General features: G+C 37.6%; 19 protein-coding genes and 1 pseudogene. 9 read left to right on the forward strand and 11 right to left on the reverse strand.

Annotated features, from left to right (window positions below):
• Window positions 1-23: 23 nt before the first annotated feature.
• From BIZ36_RS03435 to BIZ36_RS03465, 7 genes and pseudogenes are all read left to right on the forward strand, one after another.
• Window positions 24-3230 carry a SusC/RagA family TonB-linked outer membrane protein gene (locus tag BIZ36_RS03435; RefSeq protein ID WP_187456467.1) on the forward strand — a complete coding sequence of 1069 codons (3207 nt, stop codon included), beginning with the start codon at window positions 24-26 and terminating at the stop codon, window positions 3228-3230.
• A 12-nt stretch (window positions 3231-3242) separates the two neighbouring features.
• A complete protein-coding gene (locus BIZ36_RS03440) occupies window positions 3243-4697 on the forward strand; it encodes a SusD/RagB family nutrient-binding outer membrane lipoprotein (protein ID WP_187456468.1) in 1455 nt (484 codons plus the stop codon).
• 1 nt (window position 4698) lies between these two features.
• Window positions 4699-6078, forward strand: a complete 1380-nt coding sequence (locus tag BIZ36_RS03445; RefSeq protein ID WP_187456469.1) for a sodium:solute symporter family transporter — start codon at window positions 4699-4701, stop codon at window positions 6076-6078.
• 29 nt (window positions 6079-6107) lie between these two features.
• Window positions 6108-6686: pseudogene (locus BIZ36_RS03450) on the forward strand (metallophosphoesterase family protein); the annotation flags it as partial.
• Window positions 6687-6929: 243 nt separating this feature from the next.
• Window positions 6930-7265, forward strand: a complete 336-nt coding sequence (locus BIZ36_RS03455; RefSeq protein WP_010516278.1) for an arsenosugar biosynthesis-associated peroxidase-like protein — start codon at window positions 6930-6932, stop codon at window positions 7263-7265.
• Entirely contained in the window at window positions 7265-8362 is a 1098-nt protein-coding gene (arsS, locus tag BIZ36_RS03460; protein ID WP_169630322.1) for an arsenosugar biosynthesis radical SAM (seleno)protein ArsS, read from the forward strand. Before BIZ36_RS03455 ends, arsS begins: the two co-directional genes overlap by 1 nt.
• Window positions 8363-8574: 212 nt before the next feature.
• Entirely contained in the window at window positions 8575-9225 is a 651-nt protein-coding gene (locus BIZ36_RS03465) for a TetR/AcrR family transcriptional regulator (RefSeq protein WP_187456470.1), read from the forward strand.
• Here the strand turns inward: BIZ36_RS03465 and BIZ36_RS03470 are convergent.
• Genes BIZ36_RS03470 through BIZ36_RS03480 form a run of 3 tightly spaced genes read right to left on the reverse strand, consistent with a single transcriptional unit; the run spans window position 9218 to window position 11840 of the window.
• Entirely contained in the window at window positions 9218-10258 is a 1041-nt protein-coding gene (locus BIZ36_RS03470) for a glycosyltransferase family 9 protein (RefSeq protein ID WP_222937201.1), read from the reverse strand. The two genes, BIZ36_RS03465 and BIZ36_RS03470, sit on opposite strands and share 8 nt — an antisense overlap.
• A complete protein-coding gene (locus BIZ36_RS03475) occupies window positions 10245-10847 on the reverse strand; it encodes a DUF4254 domain-containing protein (protein WP_187456471.1) in 603 nt (200 codons plus the stop codon). Before BIZ36_RS03475 ends, BIZ36_RS03470 begins: the two co-directional genes overlap by 14 nt.
• A 54-nt stretch (window positions 10848-10901) precedes the next feature.
• Window positions 10902-11840 carry a hypothetical protein gene (locus tag BIZ36_RS03480; protein ID WP_187456472.1) on the reverse strand — a complete coding sequence of 313 codons (939 nt, stop codon included), beginning with the start codon at window positions 11838-11840 and terminating at the stop codon, window positions 10902-10904.
• A 41-nt stretch (window positions 11841-11881) separates the two neighbouring features.
• On the opposite strand from BIZ36_RS03480, the gene BIZ36_RS03485 reads away from it, so the two are divergent.
• The gene (locus tag BIZ36_RS03485; protein ID WP_187456473.1) at window positions 11882-12103 is read left to right on the forward strand and encodes a DUF6341 family protein; all 222 of its coding nucleotides are present in this window, start codon (window positions 11882-11884) and stop codon (window positions 12101-12103) included.
• Window positions 12104-12153: 50 nt separating this feature from the next.
• Here BIZ36_RS03485 and purD read toward each other — a convergent pair whose 3' ends face one another.
• The 8 genes from purD to BIZ36_RS03525 all read right to left on the reverse strand — a co-directional run bounded on the left by purD (window position 12154) and on the right by BIZ36_RS03525 (window position 21757).
• Window positions 12154-13425, reverse strand: coding sequence for a phosphoribosylamine--glycine ligase (purD, locus tag BIZ36_RS03490; RefSeq protein WP_187456474.1), 1272 nt, complete (start codon window positions 13423-13425; stop codon window positions 12154-12156).
• 160 nt (window positions 13426-13585) lie between these two features.
• Window positions 13586-14734 (reverse strand): MraY family glycosyltransferase, encoded by a 1149-nt coding sequence (locus tag BIZ36_RS03495; protein WP_222937203.1) that lies wholly within the window; start codon window positions 14732-14734, stop codon window positions 13586-13588.
• A 198-nt stretch (window positions 14735-14932) separates the two neighbouring features.
• A complete protein-coding gene (locus BIZ36_RS03500) occupies window positions 14933-16180 on the reverse strand; it encodes a glycosyltransferase family 4 protein (RefSeq protein ID WP_187456476.1) in 1248 nt (415 codons plus the stop codon).
• A gap of 40 nt (window positions 16181-16220) precedes the next feature.
• Window positions 16221-16772 (reverse strand): UDP-N-acetylglucosamine 2-epimerase, encoded by a 552-nt coding sequence (locus tag BIZ36_RS03505; protein WP_187456477.1) that lies wholly within the window; start codon window positions 16770-16772, stop codon window positions 16221-16223.
• A 134-nt stretch (window positions 16773-16906) separates the two neighbouring features.
• Window positions 16907-18154 (reverse strand): O-antigen ligase family protein, encoded by a 1248-nt coding sequence (locus tag BIZ36_RS03510; protein WP_187456478.1) that lies wholly within the window; start codon window positions 18152-18154, stop codon window positions 16907-16909.
• Window positions 18135-19262: a glycosyltransferase family 4 protein gene (locus tag BIZ36_RS03515; RefSeq protein WP_187456479.1), complete on the reverse strand. Its 1128-nt coding sequence runs from the start codon at window positions 19260-19262 to the stop codon at window positions 18135-18137. Before BIZ36_RS03515 ends, BIZ36_RS03510 begins: the two co-directional genes overlap by 20 nt.
• Window positions 19252-20403, reverse strand: a complete 1152-nt coding sequence (locus tag BIZ36_RS03520) for a hypothetical protein (protein WP_187456480.1) — start codon at window positions 20401-20403, stop codon at window positions 19252-19254. Before BIZ36_RS03520 ends, BIZ36_RS03515 begins: the two co-directional genes overlap by 11 nt.
• A 76-nt stretch (window positions 20404-20479) precedes the next feature.
• On the reverse strand, window positions 20480-21757 hold the full coding sequence (locus BIZ36_RS03525; RefSeq protein WP_187456481.1) for a lipopolysaccharide biosynthesis protein: 1278 nt from the start codon (window positions 21755-21757) through the stop codon (window positions 20480-20482).
• Between the two features lie 190 nt (window positions 21758-21947).
• Between BIZ36_RS03525 and BIZ36_RS03530 the strand changes: the two genes are divergently transcribed.
• Window positions 21948-23861: an acyltransferase family protein gene (locus BIZ36_RS03530; protein WP_502709162.1), complete on the forward strand. Its 1914-nt coding sequence runs from the start codon at window positions 21948-21950 to the stop codon at window positions 23859-23861.
• Window positions 23862-23867 lie beyond the last annotated feature (6 nt).

Consider the following 23867-nt stretch of genomic DNA (forward strand, 5'->3'; position numbering starts at 1 on the left):
TTTAAGAAATCTCAACATCACAAATGAAAAATATACTTTTGGGTATATTATTGTGCGTTTGCACAATTACCCATGCACAAATCAATATAAGCGGTACGGTTACCGATGCCAATCAGCAACCCTTACCCTTTGTCAATATCATACTTTTACAATCTACAATTGGTGCTACTACAGATCCCAATGGCAACTTTTCTATGGAACTACCCGCAGAAGGTGGTCAGTTGCGCTTTTCGCTATTGGGCTTTACGTCCAAAACCATTTCCATTACCAGTGCTAACAACAACCTCAATATTACATTAGAAGAAAGCTCAGAATTGCTCAATGAGGTTGTTTTGACCGCACTTGGTTTGGAACGCGAAACCAAAGAATTGGGTTATGTTGTACAAAGTTTGGATGCCCAAGGGGTTACCGAGGTAAAATCGGTAAACTTTTTAGATAACCTTACCGGTAAATTAGCCGGGGTAACCATTAACCAAGGACCTACGGGTGTAGGGTCTTCTAGTCGCATTAGCATACGGGGCGAAGCTTCCTTCAGCAATAACAATCCACTGTTTATCGTAGACGGCGTACCTATAAACAACAACACCGTTTTTAACTTTACCAATGAGGCGGCAGCTGGTTTTCAAGAGGTCGATTTTGGTAACGGTGCCATGGAGGTAAATCCAGATGATATTGAAGAAGTATCTGTTTTAAAAGGCCCAAGTGCCGCCGCATTGTATGGTACAAGAGCAGCCAATGGCGTGGTGGTAATAGCTACTAAAAACGGTAGCCAAAGCAAAGGATTGGGTATTAGCTACAACACTAGCCTATTTTTGGAAAGTGCTTTTCAGTTGCCCGACTTTCAGAACAGCTACGGCCAAGGAAATTCTGGCCAATTTGAATACGTAGATGGTCTTGGCGGCGGTATTAATGACAATATTACCTACAGTTGGGGACCGCGCTTAGACCAAGGTACTTTACTTCCACAGTTCGATAGTCCTGTGACCCTTGCGGACGGCACGGTAGTACGCGGTGGTGATACTGCACTTTACAATGGTTTGCCCATTACGGCAACACCTTTTGTTTCTAACCCAGATAACCTCAAGGATTTTTATGAAACTGGTACCACTTTCATTAACAACTTGGCTATTTCTTCCGGATTTGATAAGGGCAGTTACCGTTTATCGTTTACTGATTTGCGTAGCGAAAGCATTATTCCGGGAGTAAACTTGGACCGCCAAACAGTTGCTGCTCGACTCAATTTTAGACCTACGGATAAGCTTCAAATTAATTCATCCATCAACTATGTAAATTCGCAAAGCGATAACCGCCCCTCTAATGGTTACGGTTCTGAAAATGTAAATTACTCTTTGGTGGCATGGGGTCCACGTTCCCTAAACATTGATAGTCTTAGGGATTACTGGCAACCCGGCCTAGAGGGCAGACAGCAATATTCTTTTAACTATACTTTTTTTGATAACCCCTTCTTTATTCTACATGAGAATCGAAACTCGTTTAACCGAGATCGAGTTTTTGGGAATGTTTCGGCAAAATATCAAATTACTCCACAACTATCCGCTACGGTGCGCAGCGGTATGGATTATTCCAATGAAACCCGGCAACTGCGGCGCGCTTATAGCTCTAACCGATTTCAAAACGGAGGTTATGCGGAACACGATGTGTTTTTTAGGGAAATCAATACGGACTTTCTTTTAAATTATACCAATCGTTTTAACGATTTAAAAGTAGCTATTTCCTTAGGTGGTAACCGATTGGACCAAAAAGCCTTTACGAGCCAGTCCCAAACCACCAGTTTGGCACAACCAGGTATTTTTAGGTTAAGTAATGCAGCATCCCCAGTTGAAGTATTTGAATTTGAATCCAATAAACGCATCAACAGCTTGTATGGTTTGGCCAAAATAGGTTACAAAGATTTTCTGTTTTTAGATATTACCGGTCGTAATGATTGGTCCAGTGCCTTGGCTACGCCATTTTCGGTAGACAATGTTTCGTTTTTCTATCCATCCGTGTCTTCTAGTTTTATTCTTTCGGAGGTTGCAGCACTGCCTTCAGCTATTTCCTTTTTAAAACTTAGGGCCAGTTGGGCACAAGTAGGTAACGATACCAATCCTTACCAAACTTCCGGTGCTTTTGTGGCACAGACCCCTTATTTAGGACAAGCAACGTTTAGTGAACAGAATTTTATCGCCAATCCCAACCTACGTCCGGAGCAAACCTCGGCCGTAGAATTTGGGGCCGATATTCGTTTTTTTGGCGACCGTTTAAATTTTGATGTTTCGTATTACGATGCATTGACCAAAGACCAGATTTTATCACTGCCCATTGGTATTGCCTCGGGCTTTAGCCAACAAGTAGTAAATGGTGGTGAAGTACGTGCCAAAGGGCTAGAAGTTATTTTGAATGCTACGCCAATAGTTACCGATAATTTTAAATGGAACAGCACCTTAAATTTTAGCCGTTCTAGAACTACCGTAGAAGATTTACCACAGGAAGATGGGCGTTTAACCTTGGCGTATTCCCGTATCTATGATAGTCAAAACCAAACGGTATTTTTACAAGTGGAAGAAGGCGGCCGTATAGGCGACTTGTACGGCACGGGTTATTTAAAAAATGAAAATGGCGATTTTATCCTAACCGGAGAAGGCCGCTACATCCCAGATAATAACTTACAAAAACTGGGTAATTACAATCCAGATTTTATGCTAGGGTTCAACAACCAATTCCGTTATAAGAATTGGGATTTAGGCTTTCTGTTAGACTGGCGTCAAGGGGGTATTATCGTATCCCGTACGCGTGCTTTAGGCAATGTGGGCGGTCAGTTGGCAGAAACCGCATTTAGGCCAGAAGAAGGTATTGTGCCACAAGGCGTAGTTAATACCGGTACGGCAGAAAATCCTGTTTATGTAGAGAATACGGTAGCGGTAACCCCAGAAAGTTACTACCGCCAGTTTTATGACCGTAACCATGAAGAAAACAATGTGTATGATGCTTCCTTCTTAAAGTTACGCCAAGTAGCCTTGGGCTATACGTTTAAAAACTTGAGTTTTTTACAACAAAATGCCAGTTTGCGCCTATCGTTAATTGGTCGTAATCTGTTTGCTATTACAGAAAACCCACATTTTGACCCTGAGCAATTTGCCGTACAGGGTAATGGGTTCATAGGTGGTGTAGAAGACATGTCTTACGCCACCACAAGAAGTATCGGTTTTAAAGCAGGTTTTAATTTTTAAGAAGGTATCCAAATGAATTATAGAAATAAAACAATTAGTATAGTATTTACTTTGGTGCTTTCTACCGCTTTATTCCAAGCTTGTACCAAAGATTTTGAAGGCATCAACACCAACCCCAATCAGCCCATTGCTGTAGAACCCAATTTGTTGCTTCGCCAAGTTATTTATGATTATGGCGAACAAATGTCTTATGAGGGTTTTACCGCTGGTAATTTGTTGGGGCAATATAGCACCGCCTTAGATTTTAATCTTTTTGACCGTCACGATTTAAAATCTCCTCAGTTGGGGGGTAATCCTTGGCCAATTATTTACAAAAATCTAAGGGATAATGAGACCATTTTAGAACTGGCTCTGGAAAACCCTACCCATGAAGTTTATGAAGGACCATCTAGGATATTAAAAGCCTATATGGCGATGGCCCTGACGGATTTGTTTGGAGATGTTCCTTACTATGAGGCTTTTCGAGGCGATGCAGCTACGGTTACCCCAGCCTATGACGCACAAGAAACCATTTACTTAGGTGAAGAAGGCATTCTGGATAATATTGATAAAGGTCTTGCCGCCTTAGAAAATTATGAGGGTACCATTGCTTTGGAAGGCGATATTTTATTTGAAGGCGATTTAGAGGGATGGATTCGCTTTGCGAATTCTTTAAAATTAAAAGCTTTGGTACGTATTGGAAGTCAACAAGACCCAAGTACGGAATTGCAAGCGTTGTTCGATGCGGGAAATTTTATTTCCCTGAACGAAGAAAATGCAGTGTTCGATTTTACCAACGGAGAACCCAATAATTTTAGGTTGGCGCGCTTGCGTATTGGCGACTTTAACAATTTTGTGCTTTCCGAAACTATGGAAGATATTTTAAAGGATTTGGAAGACCCACGCATAGCCACTTTTTATAGACCTTTTGCCAATAGTGATTCCGCAGATTTTAACGGGTTACTCAATGGTATCGATGCTTCGCAAACCTCTATTAACCTAGCGGATTATTCTTTGGCAGGAACTATTTTTAGGGAGGAAACTGGCAGATTAGACGCCAATTTTATGACGGCATGGGAAACCCATTTTTTATGGGCAGAAGCAGCCGAACGTGGGTGGATTACCGCCAATAGTACAGAATTGTATAACACTGCCGTTACCCAAGCCTTTGCCTATTGGGGCACCGATTTGCCCGACACCTACCTAGCAGGACCCGCCGCTTTAGCCAATGGCGATGCCCTGCAGCAAATCATCACCCAAAAATGGATTGCCAATACTATTAATGGGTATGAAGGTTGGATAGAGTTTAGAAGAACTGGGTTTCCGCAGTTACGAACAATATCCGCTAGTTTAAATAACGATGTAATTCCCGTTCGTATGCCTTATCCAGCAGAAGAGCAGGCACTAAACGCAGAAAATTATGAGGCGGCGGCGGCCAATACCAATGATAACAGTATAAATACCCCCGTTTGGTGGGATAACGAATAACATGCGGCCCAATTTAGACATAGCACTTTTAAATCTTAACCCCGGTAGTATTGGTGTACTACAATGGGGTTTGGTGCTTTTGTCTAGCTTGGCATTCATCCTATTGTCACCACTAGCAAAAAATACCGAACAGTTTTTTAAGGCTCAGGTCAACCATAAAGCGCCCAATACCTTTATGCTTATGGGTAGCTTGGTTATCTCTTGGATATTTGCCAAAAGCATTACCAATGCGGCCAATTTGGGATTGGCCTATGGTTTGGTAGGCGGTGTTGCCTATGCGGCTTATTACCTTAGTTTTATAGTTGCTGGTTATGTTATTTATCAAATGCGAACCAAAGGCGGATTTACCAGTATACACCAATTTTTGACTACCCGTTTTGGTAAAGGCGCCATGTTCTTGTTTTCGGTTCTTATCGCTATTCGGCTTTTTAACGAGGTATGGAGCAATACCATGGTCATTGGTTCCTATTTTGGAGAAATAGGTAGCCTGCCCTATTACAGTTCCATCCTAGTTTTTACGGTGTTAACCTTGGTCTATGCCTTGAAAGGAGGATTGAGTAGTAGTATTTTTACGGATGCAATTCAGATGGTCTTATTTGCTGTTTTGCTTTTTGTAGTTCTTGGTACCATTTTTTCATCGGAAAATAATTTTACCACAGCTACGGTAATTACTTCTGGAGAGTGGAAATGGGAGATGGGATTAAATCTTCTCCTAGCTGCCGTGCTACAATCCTTTAGTTATCCGTTTCACGACCCGGTTCTAACAGACCGTGGCTTTATTAGTAAACCAAAAACAACCTTAAAAGCCTTTTTGTGGGCAGGATTGGTTGGCGGATTATGCATTATACTCTTTAGTATAATTGGCATATATGCACAACATCAAAATATGGAAGGCCAAGCTGCCGTGCAGGTAGCTAAAGCTTTTGGTGCTATTATCTTATTGGTCATTAACTTTATTATGATCACCTCTGCAGCTTCAACACTGGATTCTACCTTTTCTTCTTTTTCCAAACTCGCCACCTTAGATTTGAATTTGGGAACAAGCTTAAGCTTTGGCAGATGGGCAATGGTGATCATTGCTGTTTTAGGTACGTTGCCCATTTTTATGGATGCGGAAATTTTATCGGCCACTACCATAAGTGGTACCATGGTTATTGGCCTTACTCCGGTTTTTGTATTGTGGAAAAAGAAAGTTTCTACTACCAATTACTATTTGAGTGTTATTGGCGGTCTAGTCTTTGGATTTTTATTGGTTTTTGGGGTGTTCCCAAATGCCCTCATTTTTACCCATGGCAAATATGCCGATTTACTTTGGGTTAATTTTTGGGGTATTCTCGTGTGTTTCCTCTTATATTTAATACCGCTATGGAGAAGAAAATAATGGAACTAAATGTCCAAACCGACCGCATAATGGTATTCGGTGGGGTTTACAGCAACCTACAGGCCTTGCAAGAGCTAAAAAGCATTGCAGAAGCAGAGGGTATCGCGCCAGAACACTGCATTTGTACCGGAGATATTGTGGGTTATTGCGCGCAACCAGAAGAAACCGTTCAACTGTTTAGAGAATGGGGCGCATTGAGTATTTCTGGGAATGTGGAACAGCAGTTGGCAGACGGAAGCGACGATTGTGGCTGTGATTTTACCGAAGGTAGCCGTTGCGATGTTTTTTCCAGAACATGGTTTCCATTTTCAAAAGAACAATTGTCTCAAGATTCCATAGATTGGATGGGGACGCTTCCAGAACATCTACAATTCACGTTTGCTGGTAAAAAAATTACCGTAGTTCACGGTTCATACGAACAGGTGTCCGACTTTATATTTGAGTCCACTTCAGTAGATAAAAAACAAGCCAGTTTTAGTGCATCGCAAAGCGATGTTATTCTTGCTGGGCATTGCGGATTACCCTTTCATCATGCATTTGACAATAAATTGTGGTTAAATCCTGGTGTTATTGGTATGCCGGCGAATGACGGTACCCCGCGTGTTTGGTATATGCTGCTAGAAGAGGTAGAAGGCAAATTAAAATATACCCATCGTTCTTTTGAGTACGATTACCACACGGCTAAGCAACTAATGCACATTAACTTTTTACCCGAAGCCTACGCGGATACCCTCCAGACCGGACTTTGGGACAATATGGAAATCTTGCCCGAATTAGAAAAAATGGCGCAAGGCATTCCTATCGATTTTAATGCAAATTCAAACTTAAATAAAAACACAAAACAAAATACCATGGCAAATAACTATTACGACCCAGCAGACTTAAGAAAATTTGGAAAAATAACAGAATGGAGCGAGGAGCTTGGCACCAAATTTTTTGACTATTACGGTAAGGTTTTTGAAGAAGGCGCACTAACTGCTAGAGAAAAGTCTTTAATTGCCTTGGCCGTTTCTCACGTGGTTAAATGTCCGTATTGCATTGATGCGTATACCAAAGATGGCCTACAAAAGGGAATTACCAAAGAAGAAATGATGGAAGCCGTGCATGTTGGCGCTGCTATTGAAAGTGGAGCCACCTTGGTACATGGTGTACAAATGATGAACAAATACAATAAACTATCGCACTAATGGAAAAGAGTATCATGAATGACCTGAAGAAGGCGAAAAAACCGAAGCTAAAAACGCTACAAGCCCGGGAAAACGACCTTGCGCAACCCAATAAGCAGTTGGCGATATTAAACGGAGGTCTATTTGCCGATGGTGAATTACCTTATTTTAAGGATAAAATTAGTGAGATAGGACAATTTCCCCTTCGCCCAAATAAATTGGAAATTCTACAGATAAACGTAGGGTATATGTGCAACATTACCTGTGAACACTGCCATGTAGATGCGGGCCCCACCCGAAAGGAAATCATGACGGTGGAAACCATGGAGCAATGCCTAGAGGTGATAAGAAATACTGGAGCGCATACCTTGGATTTAACCGGTGGCGCACCAGAGATGAACCCTAATTTTAGATGGTTTGTAGAAGAGGCTTCCAAAGCTGGTATTAAGGATTTTATCGTGCGGTCTAATTTGTCCATCATTTTGGCAAATCCTAAATTCAATGACCTACCTGAATTCTTTAAAAAACACAATGTACACGTTGTATCTTCCCTACCGCATTATACCCGTGGAAAAACAGATAAACAGCGTGGCGACGGGGTTTTTGACAAATCGATTAAAGCGTTACAACTATTGAACGAAGTGGGTTATGGAATGCCCGATAGTGATTTACGATTAGATTTAGTGTACAACCCGTCTGGAGCCTATTTACCTGGTGACCAAATGGCCTTGGAGCGCGATTTTAAAAAGGCATTGGACGAAGATTTTGGCATTCAATTTCATAATCTATTTGCCATTACCAATTTGCCCATTTCCCGTTTCTTGGATTATTTAATAGCATCTGACAATTACGAAGATTATATGTATTCTTTGGTAGAAGCTTACAACCCGTCTGCGGTAAGCAGTGTTATGTGTACCAATACTATTTCCGTTAGTTGGGATGGTTGGCTATACGATTGTGATTTTAATCAGATGTTGGGCTTAAAAGTCGCCAATAAAATAAAGCACATTAAAGATTACAATGAGGATTTGATTAATGATAGAAATATCATCATTTCCCAGCATTGTTATGGTTGTACCGCAGGTGCGGGGAGTAGTTGCCAAGGAACGGTGGCGTAATATCCTCTTTATTTACTTCAATTTCATCCTCAAAAACAGACACTTTAACCGACCGGCCAGTCTGTAAAAATCTTTAAAAAAGTTGTTGTTCACCGGATTTTTGACCTTTGGGCGATAATTATGGTTCTTTTGACCAATTACAATCAACCAAAATGAGATACAGCGGTTCTTTGTATTAGACTCAACGGTCTGTAAACCCAAATCTTATTAAAATGGACAAGACTTTAAAACGCATGGCAACCATGCAACGTATGCAAGTAACCGGATTGGAACTTTTCTATAAAAAAGGCTATTACAATACCAGTGTTGACGATATTCTAAAAGAACTTTCCCTTTCAAAAGGCGCCTTTTACTATCATTTTGATTCAAAGGAAGATTTCTTCATTCAAATTATAGAAAACCTTTTGGTTCGTAAGATGTACAGTATGCTTATTGAACCTATAGAAGGACATGAGAACACCTTGGACCTGATTACCAATTGTTTTGAGGAAGCCTTGGAGACAGCCGTTCATAACGAACTTGATTTTGGTTTTGTGTTAAGTAACTTCGTGAACGAGTTCAACGGCAAGAACGAAAAAATTATGGTGCACCTGAATGACATTTTAAGAATTTGGGAAGCCAACCTTGTTTCGGCGGTACAAAGAGGCAAATTCAATGGTTTTATAGATAGGCACGTAGATAGTGAAGGGGTAGCTGTATTCTTGATGAGTTCCTATATGGGCATTAGAACCCTAATGGTGGAAACCGCTCCGAGTGCCAGAAAATATCGTTTTATGTCTCAGCTAAGACAATATTTTAAATCAATTGAGCCAAAAGGAGAAAACAGCTTGAACCCGAATGCTGTCTTCGGGAATGTCAATTAATTTTTTGTAGGATATCGTTGATTTTAGCAACAACGATTTCCGGCTGGATAGTTTCCATGGCCCGTTCATAACCTTCCGGCATTTTATTACCGTAAATAGAGGTAGGGATCATAGGGAACTGGTTTCTATCCGAAGTAATGACGTAATCGGCTGGTTGCCCCAAAGGAGCAAAACCAGCAAACGGATGGGTTACGCCCCATAAATTAACAACTGGAATTCCGTACATGGCAGCCAAGTGCCCGTTCCCGCTATCCATGGATAGCATTAATTTCAAATTGCTGATGATGGATAACTCCTCAGCAAATCGTAGTTTTCCAATCATATTATAACAATTTGGGAATTGGTCAACTAAGGATTGTAGTTTCTGCTTTTCGTTTTCCCCTCCTCCAAAAAGTAAAATTTTATATCTGCCTGATTCAGAAAGTTTTTGTACCACCTTTTCCATTAGATGAAAGGGATACATTTTACCCTTAAAAGCTGCAAAAGGAGCTATGCCAATAAGTAAATCAGCATCTTTAATAGGCAAGTCAACAGAAGGCATTTTCTCCTTTTTCAAGGGAATGGCTTCCCTTAATTCAATAGGATAACCAAGTTGACCGAACACATCTGCATACCGCTGATGGGTGGTTTTCAATTGCCGGAATATTTTCTTAGAAGTCAGCGCTTTTTTATCCTTTCTGCCTTTATCTATTTGAGCTACGGGAATTTTTCCAAACCGGAAATACTTTTTTAGAATATTACTTCGGAGTACGTTATGTACATCGGCTACCTTATCTATTCGTTCATATTTAAGCTCTTGATACAGCTTCCAAAGTCCGAAAACGCCTTTGTGCCTTCCTTTTACATCCGCTTCATAAACCGATACATTCTGTAATTGTGAAAAGAGGGGAGTGAAAAATCCTCGGGTAAGCACCGTTATTTTTACATCAGGATACTTCTGAACAAATGCGTTCAAAACAGGCACTGTCATTGCCACGTCGCCCATGGCGGACAAACGGATGACCAGAATATGTGTCCGTTTATTTTTGTCCACGTAAAACGGGATTCATTTCATCATCGTTGTACATTTTCATCTGTTTATAGACTTTCATGTACTTTTTGCCTACTTCAATATCGTACAGCAGTTGGTCTATGGCAGAAGAAAGGTCTTTTCGTTGCTCTAGCAAAACATTCAGCTTTTCATTGCACTTTTCAATATGTTCAGCTGAGGCATCTTTGCGATCAACTTCTTCCTGCATGTGATATATCTTCAAGGCCAAAATGGAAAGCCGGTCAATAGCCCAGGCGGGACTTTCCGTATTGATTGTGGCATCCTTAGAAACATCTACCGAACGGTATTTTTCTAAAAAGTAACTATCGATATACTCCACCAAATCGGTTCGATCTTGATTACTGGCATCGATTTTACGCTTCAATTTAAGAGCGGCAACTGGATTAATTTCTGGGTCACGGATTAAATCTTCATAATGCCATTGTACCGTGTCAATCCAATTTTTTCGGTACAACAGATGAGAAATATCATTATGGTCGTATGGATTTACAAACTCTTGATCGACAGAATCTTTTATGTGATAGTTCTGAATACTTTCTTCGAAAATTTTAAACGCGAACTCGCTGAACATAATTACATTTTTTGCAAAGTTACCAATAACCTGACTTATTACTAATTGGGCAAGCTATTTTAGGGCCATACTACTGAAGAAAATGATAAAGGGCACCACAATACTCGCCATTAATATCATTTCTTTGATATTCGCTCGCCGTATAGATTCAATGTACTTTGTACAAAATACGGTAGCCGGAAAGAAGGTGACCATGATGGGATATACGTGATCGGAGAGTTTCAAAATATTTAGGATAATACCGATTACAAATGCCATGGCTATCAAACGCATGTTTACAACCTGACCAATATTTCCCTTTCCCAATTTGACAAAAGAAATAAGACCTACGGCAAAGGCACCCAATACATAGCAAATTAGTTTGGTGGAATGGCCCCAGTACGAGAAATACACCATATTGGGCGAAAACTTAAACTCGTAATGGTTCAATAAAAAATCTTGGTTATTGGAAAGTATGAGCACACATTGGGTAATCATCAAAAAAACAAAAATGGCCGAAAAGGGAACCAACCAGTTCTTTTTGATCTTGGGCTGGTAAAAGTAAACGGCTATGAAAACCAGTAAGAGAAAAAGAACTGCCCAATCGTAAAAAAGGGTAGAAACCAAAATCCACAATGTTGCATCAAAAACCTTGAATTTGATGTTTTTTAGTGAGCGCATGCTCAATAGGCGCCGAGAGGCCAAGAGTAAAAAAAAACTTGAAAAAATGGCGTTAGAGTCGGCCAAGGTTTCAGGAAAAATAACCATCAAGAGTGCATAGAACAAAATGGCAAAGGAATTGGTACCCGTGATTTTATTTCGTTTAACTATAAAATTGACCAAAAAGAAGCTGAAAAAAAGTATACTTACCACAAGTAGTTGCCCGATAACTTCTTCAGGGCCATAAATTTTACCGAATAGCATGAAATGCACTATCCAATAGAAAATAAACAGGAAGGTGAGTACAATGATGTAATTAATTGGCTTTGTTTTACCAAAAATGATTGAAATCATCCGGACTTTTTATACTTTTGCAGGTAAATATAGGTAATAAGATGACTTCATTTTTTAAAGGAATAGAGGAATTATTTGTAGACTATCTGTTTTGGCCCTTAGACCAATTGCGCTTTATGGAAAGTTGGTGGGGAGCGAATTTCCTAAATTGGATCTTTATGCTCATTGGCTTTGTGGCCTTTGTATATTGGATGCTACAATTGAAACAATTCAACGAAAACAACGAAGAGGACAAATCAATCAGTTCTCACTCGTACTTATAAAAAATGGCTTCCAAATTGGAAGCCATTTTTCTTTCTACCTATTCTATTTTTTAAAGGTCAAAACCAATATCTTTTCGGTAGTTCATTCCTTCAAAGGATATTTTATCAACATTCTCGTATGACTTTTTCAAGGCCTCTTTAAAGTCGTCCCCAAAAGAAGTAATGGCCATCACTCTGCCTCCGTTTGTTACTACCTTATCGTCTTTATTGGTAGTTCCTGCATGGAACACCAAAGAATCACTTACAGTATCAAAGCCAGTCATTACCTTTCCCTTTTCATAAGCCTCTGGATAACCTCCGGAAACCAACATCACCGTTGCGGCAGATCTTTCATCCAGCTCTAATTCAATATCGTTTAGTTTTTGTTCGGCTACGGCTTGAAAGACCTCTACTAAATCGGTTTTGATTCGTGGAATCACTACCTCTGTTTCCGGGTCGCCCATTCGTACATTGTATTCAATTACCTTAGGGTTGTCTCCCACTTTTATCAAACCAATAAAAATAAAGCCCTTATAAGGCAATTTATCTTTTTTAAGGCCTTCTACGGTCGGTTTAACAATTCGGTCGTGTATCTTTCCCATGAATTCCTCATCGGCGAAAGGAACAGGGGAAATGGCCCCCATACCGCCTGTATTCAATCCTGTGTCACCTTCTCCAATTCTCTTGTAGTCCTTTGCAGTAGGAAGCACTTTGTAGCCCTCGCCATCTGTAAGCACAAAAACGCTAAGTTCTATACCCGCCAAAAACTCCTCGATAACAACTGTGGTACTCGCAGAACCAAACTTGGCGTCCACCATCATGTTCTTAAGTTCTTGCTTGGCCTCATCAAGGTCATTTAAGATAAGAACACCCTTACCTGCGGCTAGTCCGTCTGCCTTTAGCACATAAGGGGCTTGTAGGCTTTCTAAAAAAGCAAAACCCTCTTCCAGGCTATCCTTGGTAAAACTTTTATAGGCAGCCGTAGGAATATGGTGGCGCATCATGAATTCCTTGGCAAATTCTTTACTGCCCTCCAATTCGGCTGCAGCCTTTTGTGGGCCGATTACCGGAATATCCTTGATCTCAGCATCATTCAGGAAAAAATCGTGAACACCGTTTACCAAGGGATCTTCAGGACCCACGACCACCAAGTCAATTCTATTATCCAAACAACTGGCTTTGATACCCTCGAAATCGTTTACACTTACCGGTATATTAGTTGCGATTTCTTTTGTTCCAGCATTTCCAGGAGCTACGAATAGATTGACGTCTTGAGAAGACTCACTTAATTTCCAAGTAATGGTATGCTCCCTACCTCCGGAGCCAAGTATTAGAATATTCATTTAGTTGGGATTTGCGCAAAAATAAGGTATGGAACTAAAATAGCCGGAATGATTATGTGATATATTTTACCTAAACCTTTTCTAAGAATTAACTGGAAGACCTATTCGATGAAATACTTGTGAAATCATTATAAGGAAGTACAAATCATTCGTATACGATTTACTCACTGTCAATAGAGTGTTTTTCTTTTCTATCCTCCCTTCTATTTTCACCATTTACCGGACGAATACCTGAACTATTGGTTTTTTGGCTTTCACTTTTAAGAGATTTTTTCTTCTTACCACTCTTATCGTCAACTCGTGATTTAAGCTTTTCAACCTTTCTCTTCAATAAAATCTTTTGCTTTAAAGTCGCAAAATTGTAATTGTATTTAAAGAAAATATATCCGAGAATAATTACGACGGAGACCAACATAATTACCATTCCTAAATTTTTGGCCGTACTTCCCAATACGATAAACAACATCACAAAAAGAAGATTAAAACAGCCAATGATAAAACTCGCCTGTTTATGGGAGAGGCCCCAGTAATCAATTAAAACATGATGGGTATGATTACGGTCGGGAGAAAATGGGCCTTTCTTGTTGGCTATTCTAATTGCAAATACCCTTGCCGTATCAAATAAAGGAACAATTAAGATACTAATAGCAATCAAAGGTGCATTTTCCAATAAGAACGGAAGGTCTGTATATGCCACTGGTCTTAATGCCAAAAATTTTAGGGTTAGTACACTAATAATAAAACCGACTATCAAAGAGCCGGTATCCCCCATAAATATCTTTTTATCCGAGGATAGGTTAAACCCTAAAAAAGCCATTAAACTTGCGTTCATGGTAATACTAACCAAAGCAAAAAAATACTCTTCTGTCATGTAAAAAATGGTAGTATAAATCACCATAATAACCATACCTACTACAGAGGCTAATCCATCAATTCCATCAATTAAATTATAGGAGTTGATAATGGTCAACATCATAAAACCTCCAATAATTAGATATAGATAATAAGGTATTTCATTGATGTTAAGGAAGCCATTTAGGGAATGTATGGTGAAACTGGGATTGGTCAAAACGAAAATTATGGCAAATACTTGAGCCAAAAGTTTGGACCCTGGGGAAATAACTACCAAGTCATCCTTCAGCCCCATAATAAAGAGAATGGTTAGACCAGGTATTATATGCATCACCTCATCAAACTGATCACGGTTCTTTATGAAGAACAAGGCAAAAACTAATGTGTAAAAAAATGAAACCCCTCCTAAGGTCGGGGTCTTATTGGTGTGAGAACTTCGATGATTTGGATCATCCATTAACCGCTTATGTTCAACTACCTTAATAATTTTAGGAATAGTTAAATAAGTAAGCAAAAATGCCCCAATAAAAATTGATATGGCGGTTTCTAGGAAAAACAAGAGTCTATATTTTAATCAAAAATAGTAAAACAAAACACTCTTTTAACATTAATCCCCCTAGTATCTAGACAAGGGCTTAGGGCAAGATAAGTCTAGCTATGGAAGAAGTTCTTTAAAAACCTCCATATAATCCTGTGCCAACTTGGCATACGTAAGGTTTTCCACAACATACTCCCGGCCATTGATTCCCAACTGTTTTCGGTCTAAAATCAAAAGCTCTTTAAAAAGTTCTATTTTATTTTTTATGTCTTCTGGGTCTTCCGCATTAGAAATCAAACCACACTTAGCCTCCTCTATTATATTTCCAGGAATGTTACATGACATTAAAATAGGGGTTTGCGAATACATATACTCAAACAATTTATTGGCCGAAACCCCATACTTATAAAGTTCCAAATCTCTCCAGCTGAGATAAAGCATATCGCATTTTTGGTAAAAAGACATTAAATACTCCCGTTTTACAGGATCTAAAAACAGAATGTTCCCATTTTCCTTTGCCTGCTGGACCAAGGCTTGCTTTTCACCTCCCTCACCTACCATTACCAAATAACAATTAGACCCCTTAAACCATTTATTAAAAGTTTCTATTATGTATTCCATGGCATTGGCCTTGCCTAAAGTTCCCGCGTAACCAATCACCAAAGCACCTTCTTGTAACCTAGTTCCATTAAAATCCCACTCATTGTTTTTTTGATTGTTGGCAAAACCCTTTAGGTCAATTCCGTTGGAAATCCATTTAAACCTAAAACTTTTGTTACCCAAAATGGACCTGATGTGTTGGTCAGAATTTTTTAAGACCGATACTACGTAATCCGCATTTGAATAACATTTATGCTCTAGATGGGAAAGTAGTTGAATAAACAGGCTGTTTTCGGAATAATTACCGATACTCTTTGGAGTTAGCGGCCATAAGTCCCTAGTTTCAAATACAAATTGGGTCTTTCTAAAAAGTAATTTAAAGAAAAGCACATTATACACAGGCAACATGGGAGTTGAGGAGAGAATAATAATATGGGGTTTAGGTAACTTCATTAAAGGGGCAAAGAAAAGCAGTACAAAAAAAAGTCCCCAGTTAATAATCCTTACTATACTGCTAGAGGACTCATGTGAAAAACCCTTTATAACCAACGTTCTAATCTTACCTTTAACAATTCTCATTAAACCCTTTAACGGCACTTTTCTTTTGGGGTTATGTGAAAAGGAAGAGGTAATCATGGTAACATCATAACCATTTTTAATAAATTCTTGACCAAGGGTAAAATGCCTGCTATGACCATTTTCACTTAGATCTGGCGAAGTTAAGTGTTCATTGATAATCCAAATGTTATTTTTAATTTTTCCCATAAATCAAAGCAAAAGCAAGCTTGAAAAGCGTTGAACTACGTTATTTATAGTCTACAAGCGTATTTATTATTTTTTTCGCCGTCTCTCCCATACCATATAAGTTTTCCTTAAAATCAAATACAATATTCCTTAAATCAGTATATGTGTTCACAATGGTTTTTTTATTTGGCCCTACAAGAAAGTTTACCCCATTCTTCACCAGCTCTACCCATTCCGTTTCCTCACGAACCGTAATACAGGGCTTTTTAAAGAAAAAAGCTTCCTTTTGCAAGCCTCCGCTATCGGTAATGACACAAGTGCAGTTCAACAACAGCCAGATTATCTCAAAATAGCCTACAGGCTCCAATATTTGGATATTTTTATTGACAACAATATTAAAATCCTGAAGCTTGTTAACGGTTCTTGGATGTAATGGCAAAACCACCTTTTGTTTTTGGGCTATTTTCGCCAAGGCTTCAAAGACCGCAGTTAGTTTAACCTTATGGTCCGTATTCTCTTGCCGATGAATGCTAGACAATACAAAACTTTCCGTTTCTACCACATCATTAGGTCGTACAGCCCTATCTGTATAATAAAGGGAAGCATAGTACATTACGTCGCCTCATTTAGCGCATTATATTCCTCTATTGCCCTGCTTACTACGGCCGCTTTTACAAATTGGGGCCTAGCACCTAAAATTGTAAGTATCTTCATTATAATTTAGTCTCGGTTAAGTAACAATAGATCTCATTTAAATAAATGGCGTTCTCTTCTTAAAATAAATGGCATTAAGATAGCATAAAACATGATGCCATTGTACCTAACAAGTAGTGACTCAAAGGCCATAATAATCACAAAAGTCAACAACATAGCAAGGACAAAAGGCTCCCCTACAGCCTTAAACAATAAATACCCCAAAGGAAAAATTAAAATAAAAAAAGTCAAAATTCCAGCCTGAAGCCATGTTTGAAAATATTGGCTGTGGGCATTGTACTTATTTTTAACCAAAACGAGATAAGAATTTTTCCTGTATTCCTCGAACAACTCATTATTAGCATCTCCGACCCCATACCCAACTAAGGGACTATGTTTAATTAACTCTAAACAGCTTTTATAAATTAAAATTCTAGATTGCTCCGAAGTAGTATAGTTAAAGTTCTCTTTTTTCCCAAAGTCAACAATTCTTTCATAAAAAGTTTTAACTCTAGGATTTAAAAGTACCATAAGAATTCCGGAAAAAACAATAAGGGCGGTCATTGTATTCTTCCATCTTCCATTACCTGAATGAATAATATACAAGAAAATGTAAACCGCAAGAATCATTAGTGCAGCCCTAGAAGAAAGGAGGAACAAACTAAAAAGTAAAAATATTATTATGACATAAAAAAAACTAATGCGGGAATAAGAAAAATAAAGCAAACTAGTTAAGATATATAAAGACAAATAAGTGGGGTGTATAGTTTTGGCAAATCTTGTCCCGAAAAAGTGGTTGCCTCCATGGTTAAAAGACTCATAAAAAGAATAACCTCCTTCAAAAGAAGAATCAAAAACAAGAGATCCATCCACAATACTGAGAGAATTAGAAAAGGCATAAAATAAATTGATAGCCATGGAAATTAATATGCCAAACAGGAGCATAATAAATAGTCTACGTACAATTCCTTTCTCTTCTTCAATAAACAAAAAAATAATTGGAAAAATAATTAAAGGAAGCATTCTAACAATTAAATCACTTCCAGTTTTTAAGTTTTCCGTATAGACCAAACTTACCCCCGTTAATAAATACAGTAAGGGTAAACACAAAAAAACTAAGTCTTTTTTCTTTAACCTATTTTTTTTTAAAATTATCTGAACAATTCCTAAAAAAGCAGAAGCAACAAAAAAGGGAGTAGAAATGTTCACCCCTATGGGGAGCAATAAAAAGCCTAAGGAAAGTAGATTCCAAAAAAAATCCGGAAGAGAACCGTTACCTGTTCTAACCAATAATTTTCTCATATATTTCATGATGTTTTCCTGCAACATTTTCCCACCTAAAAGAACTTGACAGTTTCACGGCAGACTTACTCATCTCATTATAGTTTTCTATAATATACTCAATTGCTCTACTAGTTTCGTTTACATCATTAGGAGGCACGGCAACTCCAGTACTTAAATTAGGAAAAAAGCCATCTACCGCTTCGTCTTTACAGAACACAATTGGTAAGCCTTGACTAAGAGCCTCAATATATACCAAACCGAAGGTTTCTTTTATAGAAGGCATGAGAAAAATATGGCAATCATTGAATATTTGAAAAAGTGAATTAAAATCATTTATTCGGCCCCAATATTTCACATTTTCATTGAAAAGAATCTCTACCTTCTTTAGAAAAGGTCCGGACCCCACTATATCCAAAGTTGCCAACGTTTTCGATTTAGAATTAAATAGGTTCATTGCCTTAATAACAATATCCAATTTCTTTCTCTCGATAATTTGGCCAACGTACAATAGTTTAATAGGTTGCGACAATTCCTTGGTCCTGGATTCAGTACTGAACCATTTATCATCAATGGCATTGGGAATGACGGCCACTTTACTCTCAAAATTTTTAAAAAAGGAACTTAAATATTTCTCCTTAAGAAGGTTTACATAAGTTGGGTTGATAAAAATAACTCTCTCCGCGGATTCCATTATTTTATTTCCAAACCTTCTTTCGTAGACCATAAGTCTAAAGAAGTAAAAAAGGTCCGTTGCGCGAACATTAACAACATATGGGATGCCAAACTCTTTGTTAAGCAAGTACGCAACCCCTCCATCGCTAAACAAAAAATGGGCATGAACCAAACCAACAGATTCTATGTCTACCTTCGATAATAAATCTTTATAAATGATTTGTATTTTTCTTCTGAACCTCAGCTTAAACAGAAGGTTATTTTTTAGTATGTGCGAGTAATGGTATTCACTATTCTCTATACTTTCATCCCTATTTCCATTGATTTGATCTGCATTTCTAACTGGCACATATATAATTTGTCTATATCCCCGCTCCGACAGCTTACTGACCAAGTTTACGTATATCTTCTGTATTGAAAAAGCACTGGAAATTTGTAATAGTTTATCTCGCATAACTTCTATTCAGAAAAAGATAAGCAAAAATAACAAAGAACACCAACCCATGAGTTAACAATAGTGTAGTAAAAAATGACGTGTTCATGTAGTATATGTATACAAACACTAGCCCAAAAAATATAGGATTCATTTTTATTTGTTTCAAAAGAAGAAAAACAAATCCAATAAACAGCGAATGCAACAAAACCCCTATGTAACCCATTGAAAAATAACCCTCGGTTATCAACCCCACATTGGCGTTCAATCCTTCCTTCTGCAAAAGAACCTCTCCCACATAATAGTTAGGAGTCTGCTCTAAAGGATATTTGAAAAACAAACCGCCTATTGAATTATGGCTCCAAAACGTAGGGTTACTGCCAAAATACGAATAAAAGGTATTATCCATCCTTGCTGGCGTAAATAAAACTCTTCTAACAAAAGAGTTGACTAAGAATGTATTATCCGAAACTAAGAAAACTATCAAACCTAAAAAACACAATCCGAAAAAGAGATAAAGCAAATTATGGAGTTTATCTAGGTAGTTTCTTCCTTTAAAGAAAAATATGGCAGCAATCATACCGATAAATATACTTTTTAATGCGCCCACCAAGAAGATAAAACTAATCATAAACACCCCCAATAAAACTAGCCACCAGTTTTTGTTCAAAAGACCGATAATCAATAAAGACGGCAGTATAACTCTAGAAAGAGGAGCGCTCAAATAACCGAAATAGCTATCTTGAATCCCTCTAAAATACAATCTTGTTTCATAAACATCCGATAACATTAAATTTCTATAATTTACATGCGGTAAATACTTTATGAAGATTGGCACAAACAAAATAACTGAGATCAGTAATACTATGGTCAGCATTTCTCCCTTAAGTCGTATTATCTTAAATTCCATTCGAAAGAAAGAACACGAAAAAAGTACTAGCAACAGAATTGCATTGGAGGCCATCGGTTGTATTAAACCGTCATTAAACTGATAGTAAATTATCTGTCCAAAAAAATAGAGAATGAATATAACATGCCAAATAGTATAAAAAAAATCTCCTTTGACCTTGGTTCCTATTATAACCATAGGGATAAAAAAGAACCAACCTATTATTACTTTACCGATAAGTATATCATGGTCATGCCCCATATAACCATACATGTCCTTAATTATAAAAACATAAACGCTGGTTATAATTATGAAGGTTATTGATTCTAATAATAAAACACTCCTTTTGTTATGTTTGAGCGGTATTTTCAACTTGATATCTATAGGATTGATGTATTATTAGTACTCCGTAAACGGCGTAAAAGAAAATTAGAATTATAGTGTATATCCACAAATATTGCTGAATTGAAAAACCCTTTAAAAAGAAAAGGTAAAGAATAGCCGCGAATTTTGCTAACTCCCAGAGCGAATTTACCTTAAATTTCTTTAAGGCAATTAAAACCTTTCCCAAAGGAGAAAATACTAATATTACAGCCGACGCATAAACCAATGTTTTAGCATATTGGCCCGATTTTTCCCAGCCTTCACCACCAATTAAAATAAATACCCTCTCCCCAAAAAACTCTATGAATAGTATAAACAAACTTGAAACAAAAAATAATAACCCCATTACGGAAAGAATTAGAGGCATAATTTTTTTTCTCCTATTCACTAGATTGCTTACCCTTTGAAATACCACTTGTGAAATTGCTACAGAAACAAAGACGGAAGGCACGGACAGAATTCGCTGTGTAAATTCTAGATAACCCACCTCAACAATATCAAAGTTGTCTAATATCAAAAAGGTTAACGCCCCAGTAACAAACGTATTCAGAACATTTGGTATAAGTGTATATATGGGCAGTTCCCTATATTCTACAAAAACCTTTCTCAACTTTTTTTGGCTGAGTATTTTAAACCTGCTAAGCTTGTTCGCCTTCCAAAAGGCGAATAATCCTTGAACAAAATTTCCTACAGCATCTCCTATCACAAGTCCATTAGTGCTCCTTAATTCCCCTAGCGCTACTTGAGTGCCTCCTTCCGTAAGTCTTCTTGATAATTTACTGGTAGATGAAAGCATGAATTTGCGCCTACGGACCAGATATAAATTAAAAACATTAAAAACTGCGTAGAAGAAAGAACTTAATGGAAGAAGGTATAAAGCGGCTAGTGTAAGGCCTTCAAGACCAGCTAAAAACTCATCCGCAAAAAATAAGATTAAAAGACCCAATACGAAAGCTACCAGTAAACTTAAAAAAAGACAGAGATAAACAACGTGTTTTGCATCGGTGTCTTTTTTTGGAAGTAAAATAGCATTCTCATATTTAAAACAAGATAGGGCAACCAAAATGGAAAAACATTTTAAAAACACATCATAAGCACCAAACTCTTCAGGAGTAAAAGTGCGTTTTAAATACGGTTGCAAAGCAAGTGGTATGGCACTTGCCGCAATAATTCCCAATGATAGTATAACAACATCCTTAGAAAGTGTTAAAAATGAATCTTTAATCCCTGCCTTTTCTGTCATAGAGAAGCATTGTAAAACGTTACTATATCAAATTAAAACCGGAAATTAATACCGGTTTAAAACCCAAATTTTATTCTTTAGGGATTTTTATGACTCAAATGTACAATTCAATTTGCTTTAAAATTATAATTATTATACTTGTAAGTTTTTTCATAAACTTTTATATGAACGAATAATTGGCTTTGGTTTGATGGTAAAAGTAAAAAAGTGGATTCCCTTTGCGATCATTGTTCTTATTGTGTTAGCCCTTGGGAACAATTTGAACAAAACTAAGGGTGGTGCCCTATATTTTTCAGGGGAAAACCATTATACAGTTGAACCAGGAAATTTTGAAAACTGGGACTCTGGCGCATTGGAGGTAGAGTTCTCTTATTACAACAAAAGTCAAAGAACCCTTTTCTCTTCGTCATCAACTACCTCAACGGCACAAAACTTTTCTTTAAGTGTCGCTAACGGTCATGTTCTATTCTACGATAGGTTAAATTCAATTTTACTGAAAACTACCAAGCAACTTGTTCCCGGCCTTTATTATAGCCTTATAGTAAACTACGATAGAGGTAAGATACTATTCTATATTGATGGCAAACTACAACAAACTACCATAACTTATCAAGGTAATTCAAAAAAAATAGGTTGGTTTTCCGATGTGCTAAAAAATCAAAAAAAGGCCTATTTCACTCTTGGAGCGTTCAAAAGGCCTAAGCAAACAAAGAATCACTTTACAGGTTATCTTAAAAAGTTCAAACTTTATGATAAAACAATAGTACCAAATAAAATTAAAGACTCTAATAAGGCAGTAATAGACTATCACTTTGACTTAACCAATTGTCCTTTAGACGTATATATAAAATCAATATTTCGAGGAGGCTATATAAATTCAGCAATTGACGACAACCAAAAAATCATGTTTAGCGAAATTACCAAAGAAACACTGCTACTGCATTTGGTTAGCCTAGTAAGTCTTTTGGTATTAGTATTGCTAATAATTTTCATGTATAAAGGGGAACCCCTATTCTTACTACCAAAAAATTATATTAAAGGATTTGACGGACTAAGAGGTATTTCCATACTGCTGGTAATAGTTACTCATTTAGGCTGGCTTGAAAGTCTTGATACTTTGGGGCAAGGAGGAAAAAAAATGCAATTTCTTTTTAGTGGGACAACTGGAGTAAACATCTTTTTTACTCTGAGTGGATTTTTAATTACTAATATATTACTCCGAGAACTCAAAAAAGGAGGAAAAGTCAATTTCAAGGCCTTTTACACAAAACGCGTTCTAAGACTCTTTCCCCCATTGTTGGTATTTCTATTAATTATTCTCATTTTAATGCTCTCAAATATTTTGTCTATAAACTATTCGGGGCTTTTATATTCCTTTTTTTATGTATATAATTTTATCCCAAAAAGCCTCTCTTCGGCAGAATTGGGTTTGACATGGTCCCTTTCCGTGGAAGAACAATTTTATCTTTTTTTTCCTATAACCCTGTTCCTGATACGAAAAAGAAAACACTTACTACTTTTATTGTTTTCTTTGATAACCATTTGTGGCTTGTTGCAAATTATTCACTTAATTGACCCATTGAAACAGTTGGACTATGTTAACAAATACATAGCCCTATCAGAAGGTTATTACACTAATCGTTGGATTCTTCCCGCAATTGCAACAATATTAATGGGGTGTGTTTCCGGTATTTTGGTTAATGAAAACACACTAAACCGGAAAATAAGTCAAAAGCCTAATTTGATATTCGGTATATCACTCACTCTAATGTTCTGTTTTCTGTACTTACCAGAAAAGTTGATTATGTTGGGATGGATTATTCAATCGGCAGGGACCTGTTTATTAATTCTGTACATAGTTAACAATCAAAACTCATATATAGTAAGAAAACTAGAATTTCAACCCCTTTCGGCAATGGGTAAGATTTCATATGGTCTTTACATTTATCAAGGCTTATTTTTAACTACCGGACCCAAACCTGATGGTCCCTTATTTCAAAAGTACCCTCTAAACATTCTTTTGGTATTTATTTTTGCCATTCTATCTTATCGATATTTAGAAAAGCCCTTTCTGAAATTGAAAGGAAAGTTGGTCAAACGCTAAGGAAAT

It is taken from the genome of Cytophaga sp. FL35, from assembly GCF_014349235.1.
Lineage (GTDB): Bacteria > Bacteroidota > Bacteroidia > Flavobacteriales > Flavobacteriaceae > Euzebyella.